Annotated in this window: 9 protein-coding genes; 7 read left to right on the forward strand and 2 right to left on the reverse strand. The window is 66.0% G+C overall.

Annotated elements, in window-relative coordinates; all coding sequences use genetic code 11:
* Positions 1–99 precede the first annotated feature (99 nt).
* Positions 100–1,155, reverse strand: a complete 1,056-nt coding sequence (locus BLS55_RS05425; RefSeq protein WP_092153346.1) for an HD-GYP domain-containing protein — start codon at positions 1,153–1,155, stop codon at positions 100–102.
* 3 nt (positions 1,156–1,158) lie between these two features.
* Entirely contained in the window at positions 1,159–2,577 is a 1,419-nt protein-coding gene (pyk, locus tag BLS55_RS05430) for a pyruvate kinase (RefSeq protein WP_092153347.1), read from the reverse strand.
* A 350-nt stretch (positions 2,578–2,927) separates the two neighbouring features.
* Between pyk and BLS55_RS05435 the strand changes: the two genes are divergently transcribed.
* The 7 genes from BLS55_RS05435 to mraY all read left to right on the forward strand — a co-directional run bounded on the left by BLS55_RS05435 (position 2,928) and on the right by mraY (position 11,059).
* On the forward strand, positions 2,928–3,374 hold the full coding sequence (locus tag BLS55_RS05435; RefSeq protein ID WP_092153348.1) for a division/cell wall cluster transcriptional repressor MraZ: 447 nt from the start codon (positions 2,928–2,930) through the stop codon (positions 3,372–3,374).
* Positions 3,375–3,441: 67 nt separating this feature from the next.
* The gene (gene rsmH, locus BLS55_RS05440) at positions 3,442–4,428 is read left to right on the forward strand and encodes a 16S rRNA (cytosine(1402)-N(4))-methyltransferase RsmH (protein WP_092153349.1); all 987 of its coding nucleotides are present in this window, start codon (positions 3,442–3,444) and stop codon (positions 4,426–4,428) included.
* A complete protein-coding gene (locus BLS55_RS05445; RefSeq protein WP_092153350.1) occupies positions 4,425–4,727 on the forward strand; it encodes a hypothetical protein in 303 nt (100 codons plus the stop codon). The genes rsmH and BLS55_RS05445 overlap by 4 nt, the downstream gene beginning before the upstream one ends.
* Before the next feature lie 70 nt (positions 4,728–4,797).
* A complete protein-coding gene (locus BLS55_RS05450) occupies positions 4,798–6,921 on the forward strand; it encodes a penicillin-binding protein (RefSeq protein WP_092153351.1) in 2,124 nt (707 codons plus the stop codon).
* Positions 6,922–7,061: 140 nt separating this feature from the next.
* On the forward strand, positions 7,062–8,507 hold the full coding sequence (locus BLS55_RS05455) for a UDP-N-acetylmuramoyl-L-alanyl-D-glutamate--2,6-diaminopimelate ligase (RefSeq protein WP_092153352.1): 1,446 nt from the start codon (positions 7,062–7,064) through the stop codon (positions 8,505–8,507).
* Complete coding sequence (locus BLS55_RS05460; RefSeq protein ID WP_257243140.1) at positions 8,498–9,946, forward strand: UDP-N-acetylmuramoyl-tripeptide--D-alanyl-D-alanine ligase; 1,449 nt, start codon at positions 8,498–8,500, stop codon at positions 9,944–9,946. Before BLS55_RS05455 ends, BLS55_RS05460 begins: the two co-directional genes overlap by 10 nt.
* 36 nt (positions 9,947–9,982) lie before the next feature.
* Positions 9,983–11,059, forward strand: a complete 1,077-nt coding sequence (gene mraY / locus BLS55_RS05465; RefSeq protein ID WP_092153353.1) for a phospho-N-acetylmuramoyl-pentapeptide-transferase — start codon at positions 9,983–9,985, stop codon at positions 11,057–11,059.
* Position 11,060 lies beyond the last annotated feature (1 nt).

Below are 11,060 nucleotides of genomic sequence, written 5' to 3' on the forward strand. Positions count from 1 at the left end.
GCGCAAGGAGCGGCTGTGGGCCGCGGATTTTTCAGGTCGGCGCGCCCGCGGCGGGAGTGCGGCGGCGGCGCGCCGCGCGGGCAGCCGGAGCGCAAGGGGTCAGTCCGCGGCCGTTTCCGGGGCGTCCACAGCGGCGTCCATATCCACCGTGGGGCCGATGCCGCCGGCGGCAAAGGCCGTGAGCAGCCGGTTGGTCATTTCCTGGTCGTAGCGGGCGTCGCCGGCCAGCTCTTTGGCGGCGGCCAGGATGTCCTTGCTCTGGCCGTAGGGGCGGTCGCAGATCATGGCGGAAAAGGAATCCGCAATGGCCGTGATGCGGCCCACCCGGCTGATCTGCGCGCCCTTGAGGTGTTGCGGATAGCCGGAGCCGTCCAGGCGTTCGTGGTGCTCAAAGCAGGCCCGCACCAGCTCCTCGAAGGCTACGTCCATCTTCTGCATGAGTTTGATGCCCACCAGGGGGTGCGGCAGAATTTTTTCCCGTTCCTCCGTCTTGAGGGGGCCGGATTTGTTGGTCAGGAAGGCGGGCACCTTGAGCATGCCCACATCGTGCAGCAAGAAGGCAAGGGCCATGCGGTCCAGGTCGCGGCGGCGGATTTCGCCCGTGCCTTGCAGCCACAGCCAGAGGCCCACAATCATGGTGTTGATGGCGTGGCGCGGCTGGGAATATTTGCGGAACAGCCGCCGCATAAAGATAGTGCAGCGGTGGCGGTCGTTCCAGAGGTATTCCGTTACCACCATGACGTCGCGGTACAGAGGCTCAAAGACCAGCTTGACCGGCTGTTCCGCAAATTGCCCGTAGCGCAGGAGCAGAGCGCGGATGCAGATGTCGGCGATTTCCGCTTCCTTGAGGTTCTGATCCTGCAGCACCAGGTCCAGCTGCTTGACGATATGGCGCGAGTAGATGGGGTGGTCGGAGCGGGAAACAAAAAGATTGCCCTCGGCGCAGAGGGCGGCCACCTCGTCCACCTGCTCGTTGCTGAGCCGCACGCCCTTTTTGCAGTAGGGGGCCAGCACGCTGATGTCCTCGCGAAAGCTGAACAGATCTACCGGCGGACGGTATTTGGGAAAGCTGGAGAGGATTTCTCCACTAATCTGGTAGTATTCCTCATTGATGTTCTGAGGGATGGGCCGGCTTTCCCTAATATTCTGGGCCATAGGTTATTTCCAGTAGATTTTCACGAGGTTGGTGCCGCGCGGCGTGGCTGAAGAGCCCTTGACCTGCCCGGCGGTGATCACGGCGCAATCGTTGGGGGCGAATTCCGGGCTGTTGTGGATGAAGTTCTCCGCCCGGATCAGGTGGCTGGGTTCTTCTTCAGGGTTTTCCACAAAAACGGGTTCCACGCCCCAGACAAAGTTGAGGGCCTTGACCGTAACCGGGTCCGGGGTCAGGGCGTAGATGGGCTGCGAGGGGCGCCTGGCCGAAACCTGCCGGGCTGAGCTGCCTGAAAGGCTGTGGGAAACCAGAGCCCTGGCCCCGGCCTTGTCTGCCAGCAGGCAGGCGGAATAGGCCAGAAATTCCGGAATGCCCTTGTCCGCGTCCGGTTCCTCCAGCTTGCGGTTGAGCAGCAGCAGGCTTTCGGCCTCGTCGGTAATGCGGCGCATGTAACGCACGGTCTCCACCGGAAAGTTGCCCATGGCCGTTTCTTCCGAAAGCATGACGCAGTCCGCGCCGTCCAGCACGGCATTGGCCACGTCTGTGGTTTCCGCGCGGGTGGGGGCGGGGCTGTTGACCATGGAAAGCAGCATCTGCGTGGCCACGATGACGGGCTTGGAGGCCTTGTTGCAGGCGCTGATGATGCGCTTTTGCAGGGCCGGCAGGTGGGGCAGGGGGCACTCCACCCCCAGGTCGCCGCGCGCCACCATAACCACGTCCGTTTCGTGCAGAATGGCGTCCAGGTTGTCCACGGCGCTCTGGCGCTCCAGCTTGACCACCACGGGAATGCTCTTGCCCGCGGCGGCGATGAGCTCCTTGGCCTCCCGCACGTCGTCAGCGGTCTGCACATAGGAAACGGCCACGGCGTCCACGCCCAGCTTGAGGCCGTCGGCCAGGTCTTTTTTGTCCTTTTCCGTCAGGGCGCGTACCTTGGTGGCCTTGCCGGGCAGTGCCAGCCCCTTGCGGGAGGTCACAAGCCCGGCATTTTCCGCTTCCAGGGTCACCAGCCCGTCCGCGCGCCGTTCCTGCACCACAAACTGCAGGCCCCCGTCGGCCAGCACCATGCGGTCACCGGGCACCAGGCTTTCAAGGATGACGTCGTGGTCAAAAGGCAGGTAAGGGGCGTCGGCCACGCGCCGGTCCGTGGGGCCCAGCACAAGGCGCATGCCCTTGCTCACGCTGATGGTTTTTTCCGGCAGAACGCCCAGGCGGATCTTGGGGCCGGAAAGGTCCTGCATGATGGTGATGGGCCGCCCCAGGGCGCGCTCCACCTCGCGGATGCGGTCAATGATGGCGACAAAATCCGCTGCGCCGCCGTGGGAAAAATTGAGGCGGAATACGCTGACGCCGGCCTCGGCCAGGGCCAGCAGCTTCTCGCTGCTGTTGGAGGCGGGACCGATGGTGGCGACGATTTTGGTTTTCATGCGGTATTCCCCAATGCCGATCGCTCTCCCGACCCCGTTTGCCTTTGCCGCTGCTGCGTGGCCCGGCTCGGCTGCGGGGCTCCCAGGGCGGGGCGTCGCAAGGACAGCGCGGGGCGGGCGATGGTGCTCTTGTGGTTAAAGGCCGCAGGGGCGCGGGGCCCCTGGTGATTCCCGTTGTTGCGCAGTGCATCCGGATTACAGAACTCTCCCCGCTTTTCCCTTCATTGTCAAGGTATTTGGCCCGGCGGCCAAGGGTTTCCGGCGCTGCGGCCAGGCCCGCTTGACACCCCCGGCCCCTTGGGGCATAAGTGGGAAAAAGTGGTAAAAAGTAGTAAAAAAGTGGTAAGACGGTGCAAAAGATCTTCAGCAAAAGCCTTTCCCGCAGCCTGGACCCCAAGGGCCGGCTTATGCTCCCGCCGGAGTACCGGGAGGGGCTTTGCGCCGCGAGTGAGAACGGGGCCTTCTGGCTTACCGCTTTTTATGGCCGCCTGGTGGCCTATCTTCCGGAAGACTGGGGGGCCGTCACCACGCAATTGTGCCGCATAGCCCTGCCTTCGCCCCGCCTGGCCCATTTTAAAACCAAGGTCATGGGCCTGGCGCAGGAGCTGATCCCGGACGCGCAGGGCAGGGTGCGCATACCCCAGGCGCTCATCCGCGAAGCCGACCTTAAAAAGGACGTCATGCTGGTGGGCATGTTCAACAAATTTGAAATTTGGGACCAGAGCCGATTCGACGCCCTGAGCATTGAGGATGTTTCCGCGGAGCTGGCCGCCAGCGGGCTGGACATCAGCCTGTAAACGCGGGCCGCGGCGCTTCCTGCGTCTCGCCGAACCAGGGCAAGGCCCGCGCTTTCGCCTACAGGATATGGTCATGCAGCAGCTTACGTCGTCAGAGCAAGGCCCGGCCCGGCATGTGCCGGTGCTGCCCGCCCAGGTGCTGGAGGCTTTGGCCCCGCGCCCCGGCGGGCGCTACCTGGACGGCACGCTGGGCCTGGGCGGCCACGCCGCCGCCGTGCTTGCGGCGGCCCCCGGCGCGGAGCTCTGCGGTCTGGACCGGGATGCGGAAGCCCTGGAGCTGGCCCGGGAGCGGCTTGCGCCCTTTGGCAGCCGGGCGCACTTTTTTCACTGCCGCTACAGCGAATTTGCCCAGGCCCTGGACGAACTGGGCTGGGACCGGGTGGACGGCGCGCTGCTGGACATCGGGGTCTCGTCCCTGCAACTGGACGAGGCGGAGCGGGGATTCAGCTTCCACAGCGACGGCCCCCTGGACATGCGCATGGATCCGCAGCCCGGTCTGCCTTCGGCCTGGCACTGGGTCAACCGGGAGAGCTTCGCCCGACTTAAGGAATGCATCGCCACCCTGGGGGAGGAACCCCAGGCCGGGCGCATTGCCCGCGTCATTGTGGAGGCCAGGCAAAAGGCCAGCATTGACACCACCGGCGAGCTGGCCGCCCTGGTGGAAAAGGCCTATCCCGCCGCCTGGCGGGCCAGGGCCCGGCGGCACCCGGCCACACGCACTTTTCAGGCCCTGCGCATGGCCGTCAACGACGAACTGGGCGAGCTGCGCCGGTTTCTGGACGCCATTCTGGGCAGGCTTGCTCTGGGCGGCAGGCTGGCCGTCATTACCTTCCACTCCCTGGAAGACCGCATGGTCAAGCAGGCCATGCGCCACTGGGCCGAAGGCTGCCGTTGCCCCCGGCATGTGCCCGTTTGCGTTTGCCATCATGTGCCTGAAGTGCGCCTGCTGCACAAAAAGCCCCTTCAGGCCGATGCGGAAGAACTGGCGCGCAATCCCAGGGCCAGCAGCGCCAAACTGCGGGCCGTGGAAAAGATCGCCGAGGCCGTGTCATGAGGCGCGGGGCCGTCACGCGGCAGTCCGGCGGCAGGGGCTGGCTGCTGGCCCTGGTCCTGGGCCTGCTGTCCTGCATGGTCATGGGGCTTGTGCTGGTGTGGAGCAACATAGAACGGATGGACACCACTTACTTCATCAATATTTCGCAGAATACTCTGCGCGAACGCGAGGCCCTGCGGGCCAAGCTGGAAGTGGAGCGGGAGCGCCTGCTCTCGCCTTACGAGCTGCGCCGCCGCGCTGAGGAATACGGCATGCATGAGCCCAAGCCGGGGCAGATCCGGCGGCTGGAGCTGCGCTGAAGGCCCGGTTTCCGGGCGGATGTGGGTGCATTTTTTACGGCGCTTGCCCGGCGTCATATCAGGAACCGCCATGTTCAGACTCAAATCCCGCAAAAACAACAGGTCAGGCGCCGCCCCCCGGCAGAGGGCCGCCCCCAGTCCCAACCGCCACGTCGCTTCCGGGCGCGAAGGCGCGTCCTGGGTGCGCTCGGTGGACTGGGGCCGGGCGCGCATCCGCCTGGTGGTGGGCGTGTTCTGCCTGCTGTGGGTGGGGTTGTGGGGCCGGGCCTGGTACCTGCAGATGATTGAAGGGCCGCGCCTGGCGGAGCGCGCCCGGCGGCAGCACATGGCTACAGAGCTGGTTACGGGCCGCCGGGGCATGATCCTCGACCGCAACGGGCAGGTGTTGGCCCGCAGCGTGGAGGCCCGTTCCGTCTACGCCCGGCCGCAGGACATTGAGGATTTTCAGGCTATGGCCCTGAAGCTGGGGCCCATCCTGGGGCAGGATCCGCAAAAACTTTACGCGGAGCTTTCCCAGACCAAACGCCGTTTTGTCTGGCTGCGCCGCAAGGTGGACGACTACACCGCCGAGGCCGTGCGCAAGGCCAATATCCCCGGCATCGGCCTGAGCAAGGAATACGACCGCATCTACCCCTTCAAGCATATGGCCGGGCAGCTTCTGGGCTTTGTGGGCCTGGACGACAAGGGGCTTGAAGGCATTGAGCGCACCCTGGACGACCGCCTGGGCTGCGTGCCCACCCGCCAGATCGTGCAGCGCGACGCCATGGGCCGCCGTTTTTACCTCCATGAGGAAGGCCAGAGCGAACCCGTGGGCCAGGACGTTACCCTGACCATCGACGTGCAGATGCAGTTTATTGTGGAGGAAGCCATAGCCCGCGCCGTGCGCGACTTCGACGCCCGCTGGGGCGGCGCGCTGGTGGTGGACGTGCCTTCCGGCGAGATCATGGCCTGGGCCCAGTATCCCTTCTTCAATCCTAACACCTATAAAGAATCAAGCCCGCTCATCTACCGCAACCGCCTGGCGGCGGACGCGCTGGAACCGGGATCCACCTTCAAGCCTTTTGTCATGGCCGCCGCCCTGCAGGAGCACAAGGTCACGCCCGGCACCCTCATTGACTGCGAGGGCGGCAAATGGGTGAACAAAAATTTCACCATCCGGGACACCTCGCGCCAGGGCATCCTTCCCGCCACCAAGGTGCTGCGCTATTCCTCCAACATCGGCATGGCCAAGATCGGTCTTTCGTTGGGCGCGCCCACGTTTTACAAATACCTGCACGCCCTGGGCTTCGGGCAGCACACCGGCGTGCCCGTGGCCGACAGCCGGGGCATTCTGCGCCAGCCGCGCGACTGGAGCGAGGTGGACGTGCTGGCCACCTCCTTCGGGCAGAGCATTTCCGTCACCGGCCTCCAAATGATGCAGGCCTATCTTACCCTGCTCAACAACGGCGTGTTCAAGCCTTTGCGCCTCACCCGCGACGACGGCGCGGTGGTGGAAGCCCACAAGCGCGTCTACACGGAAACCGCAGTGCGCCAGGTCATGCACATGATGCGCGACGTGGTGGAGGAAAAGGACGGCACCGGCAAACGCGCCCGCGTGGACGGCCTTCTGGTGGCGGGCAAAACCGGCACGGCGCAGAAGGCCGACCACCGCTCCGGCACTTACGGCAGCAAGCGGCTGGCCTCCTTTGTGGGCTTCTTCCCCGCGGACAAGCCCCGCTATCTTATTCTGGTCATGGTGGACGAGCCCACCCGCAACCAGTACGGCGGCGTGGTGGCCGCCCCGGTGTTTAAGGAAATTGCCTCGCGCACCGTGACCTATACGGGCATGCTGGCCGCAGGCGCAGCAAACGAGGAAGCCGACAAAGGCCGCCCGGCTGCAGGCAAAAGCAGCGGGCGCAGCCTCAAATTGGCCGGGCTGGAGATGCCCTTCAGCCGCGACGCGCGCAAGAGCGCGCCTGTGCGGCCGGAAGCGGGCATGCGCCTGCCGGGGCATCTGGCCAAGGCCGGCAGCCGCGTGCCGGACGTCATGGGCAAGACTGTGCGCAATGCCGTGGAGCTGTTCGCCCGCGCGGGCGTCGTGCCGGAGCTCAAGGGCAGCGGTAGCCGCGTGGTCAGGCAAAGCCCCCCGCCGGGCACGGCCTGGCCCGAAGACGACCGGGGCGCGGAATACGTCCTCTGGCTTTCGGAACGGTAGCGGAACAGATTTTCAGCCTTCCTGACGGCGCGGCAGCGCGCGGTTGTGGGCCACAAGGGGCCGCGTCCGTCAGGCAGTTATCGCCCGCAAAGGGCGCAGGCGCGGGGACCGGCGGCGGTCCGCAAGGGAGAAAACAGGGTATGGAACGGGATTTTGCGGCCTTGCTGGAACAGTGCCGGCGCGGCGGGGTGGAGGTGCGCTCCGATTCGCGCCAGGTCGGGCCTGGCGACGTGTTTGTGGCTGTGCCCGGCGCGAGCGAGGACGGCGCGCGTTTTATTCCCGCGGCCGCGGCTGCGGGCGCGGCCTGGGTGGTCTGCCGGCCCGAAGCGGCGGCCGCCGTGCCCCAGGGCTGCACGGCCGTGCAGCACACTGACCCGCGCCAGGCCCTCTGGCGGCTGGCGCAGGCCCGCTGGCATACGGACGCTCTGCCCCTCAGGATCATTGGGGTTACCGGCACCAACGGCAAAACCACCTGCGCCTACCTGCTGGAGCGGCTGTTCAGCGAAACCGGACACAAGGTGGGCGTTCTGGGCACGGTAAACTACCGCTGGCCCGGCCATGCGGAGCCGGCACCGCTGACCACGCCCGATCCCCTGCATGTGCACGCCATGCTGGCGCAGATGGCCGCCGCCGGGGCGGATGTGGCCGTGATGGAGGCCTCCTCCCACGCCATAGAGCAGCAGCGCGTGGATGGCATACCCTTTGCCGGGGCCATATTTACCAATCTGACCCAGGACCATCTGGACTACCACAAGGATATGGAGAGCTACTTCAAGGCCAAAGCCCGCCTTTTTCTGGAGCTGCCCAGGGCGGACAAGGCCATGGCCGTCAACGCCGACGACCCCTGGGGCCGTCGCCTGCTGGAGCTTTGCCCCGGCGCGCTCTCCTTCGGGCTGCAGAAGGGCGGGCCCCAGCGCCGCCACCTGTGGGGCGACCTCATTTCCGCAGGCCCTGAGGGCTGCCACCTGCGCATGCGCCTGGGAAAGGCCGCCTGGGATCTGCGTTCGCCTCTGGTGGGGGCCTTCAACGCCTCCAACCTGCTGGCCGTGCAGGCCCTGGCCCTGGAACTGGGCATGGAGCCGGAAACCTTCACGGCCCTGGAACATTTTACGGGCGTCTGCGGACGCCTGGAGCGGGTGCCCAATCCTCGCGGGCTGCATGTCTTTGTGGACTACGCCCACACGCCGGACGCCCTGGTTAATGTGCTTAAGGCCCTGCGCAAGGCGGGCTTTGCGCGCATCGTCACCGTGTTTGGCTGCGGCGGCAACCGAGACCGCACCAAGCGGCCGCTCATGGGTGAAGCCGTGGCCCGGTGGTCTGATGTGGCCGTGCTTACCTCGGATAACCCGCGTTTTGAAGATCCGGAAGCCATCCTCAAAGATGTGCTGCCGGGCCTCAAAACTGCCAGAGAAGTGCTGGTGGAGGCGGACCGGCGCACGGCCACGGCCAGGGCACTGGAGATGCTGGGGCAGAGCGACGCTTTGCTTATTGCGGGCAAGGGGCATGAGGATTATCAGATCGTCCAGGGAATAAAGCACCACTACAGCGACCAGGAAGTGGTGCGGGAGCTGTTGCATTGCGCCTGAGTTATGCGGAAATAGCGGCCTACCTGGGCCTGCCCGGCGGCAGCGATGATCGCCTGCTGACCGCTGCCGTGACGGACAGCCGCGAGGCCTCGCCCGGCGCGCTTTTTGTCTGCGTGCCCGGCAGCCGGGTAGACGGGCACGATTTCGCCGCCGCTGCCGTGGCGCGGGGCGCAGCCGCAGTGCTGGCCCAGCGCCCCTTGCCCTCTGTGGGCGCGCCCGTGCTGCTGGTGCCGGACACGGTGGCGGCCCTGGGGCGCATCGCCGCCCTCTGGCGCTCCCGAACCACGGCCAGAGTGGTGGGCGTTACAGGCACGGCGGGCAAAACCACCCTCAAGGAAGTGCTGGCCCAGGTGCTGGCCGTGCGCGGCCGGACGGCCCGCAACGCCCTGAACCACAATAATCAGATCGGCATGCCCCGCGCCATGCTGGCCGCGGACGGCCAGGAAGATTTTTGGGTTATGGAGGCCGGCATCAGCCACGCGGGCGACATGGACGCCCTGGGCGCCGTGCTGCGGCCGGATCTGGGGGTAATCCTCAATGCGGGCGCAGGGCATACGGAGGGCCTGGGCGAGAAGGGCGTGGCCTGGCACAAGGCGCGTCTTTTGCGCTACCTGGCCTCCGGCGGCCTGGGGCTGGTTTGCGCCGACTATCCCGATCTGGCGCGCGAGGCGGGCGCATACGCCGCGCAGGTGCGCTGGTTCAGCGCCGCAGGGCGGAGCGCGGACTACGCTGCGGCCTATCTGGGCCCGGCCGCGCTTACGGACGTGCCTTGCGGCACGGCGCAAGCGGACAGGGCCGGGGAACTGGGGCTTTTCCGGATCCGCCTGGAGGGGGCCACGGCCGCCGTGGCCGCGCCTTTCCGGGGCGCTTACGGCGCGGAAAATGTGGCTGCCGTGGCCGCGGCGGCGCATCTGCTGGGCCTGAGCCTGGAGGAAATTGCCCTGGGCCTGGGACGGGCCGTACTGCCGGCGCAGCGCCTGGCGCGGCTGCGGCTGGGCGGCTGGCAGGTGCTGGACGATACCTATAATGCCAACCCCCTCTCCATGCGGCGGATGCTGGAAGCGACCGCCGGGCAGGCCGCGGGCGTGCCTCTGGTGGCGGTGCTGGGCGAGATGCTGGAGCTGGGCGCGCAGGCTGCGCCTTGCCATGAGGAACTGGGACGGCAGCTGGCTGCGCTGGGGCCGGCCGCCGTGTTCTGGAAGGGCGGGCAGGCAGAGGCCGTGCGCGCGGGCCTGGTCCGGGGCGGCTATGCCGGGCCCTGGCTGCCCGTGACCGACGCGGCGGATTTTGTGGCGGCCTGGGAAAGGACCACGGCGGGCCTGCCTGCCGGGGTGGCGTTGTTCAAAGGTTCACGCGGCAACCGGCTGGAAGTGTTGCTGGCGGCGTTGCAGGAGCGTTTGGGGCGGTCGGAGGCCGCGCGGGCGCAGTGCGGAGCGTAGCGGCCCAGGCGGGCCAAACCAACGGAACGGATCGGCATGTTTTATAATTTTCTGGTGCCTTTTTCTGCGGAATACACCTTTCTTAACGTGTTCCGCTACATCAGCTTCCGTTCCATGGCCGCGCTCATTACGGCCCTGGTCTTCTCCATTCTGGTGGGGCCGCGCTTTATTGCCTGGCTGCGGCGGATCAAATGCGGCCAGTACATTCTTGAGGACGTGGCGGCCCACGCCTCCAAAGCGGGCACGCCCACCATGGGCGGGTTGCTCATGCTGGCGAGCCTTGCCCTGAGCCTGCTGTTCTGGTCTGACTTGTCCAATCCCTATGTCTGGCAGGCTGTTTTCGTCTTTGTAGGCTTTGGGGCCGTAGGCTTCTGGGACGACATGACCAAGCTGCGGCACCACGAGAACCGGGGCATTTCCCCCAAGGCCAAAATGGCCGGGCAGTTGGCGGTGGCCTGCGCGGCCATGCTGCTGCTCTATGCCAATCCGGACTACAGCAGCAAGCTCACGGTGCCGTTTTTCAAAGAAGTGACCGTAGACCTGGGCTGGATGTACCTGCCCTTCGGCATTTTTGTCATGGTGGCCGCATCCAACGCCGTGAACCTTACGGACGGGCTGGACGGCCTGGCCATCGGCCCTTCTATCGTTGCCTGCCTGGTGTTTTCCATCTTCATCTACATTACGGGCAACGCGCGCTTCTCCAGTTATCTGCTGGTGCCCTATATGCCGGGCGTGGGCGAGGTGACCGTATTCTGCGCGGCCCTGGTGGGCGCGGGCCTGGGTTTTTTGTGGTTCAACGCTTATCCGGCCCAGGTCTTTATGGGCGACGTGGGTTCCCTTTCCGTGGGCGGCGTGCTGGGCTACCTGGCCCTGCTCTGCAAGCAGGAGCTGGTGCTGGCCGTGGTGGGCGGCCTGTTTGTGGCCGAAACCCTTTCGGTCATCCTGCAGGTGAGCTACTTCCGTTGGACCGGCGGCAAGCGCATCTTCCGCATGGCCCCGCTGCACCACCATTTTGAACTCAAGGGCGTGCCGGAATCCAAGATCATCATCCGGTTCTGGATCACGTCCATTCTGTTGGGGCTCATGGCCCTTTCAGTCCTGAAACTGCGCTGAG

Origin of the sequence: Desulfovibrio legallii, assembly GCF_900102485.1 — a bacterium.
Lineage (GTDB): Bacteria > Desulfobacterota > Desulfovibrionia > Desulfovibrionales > Desulfovibrionaceae > Desulfovibrio > Desulfovibrio legallii_A.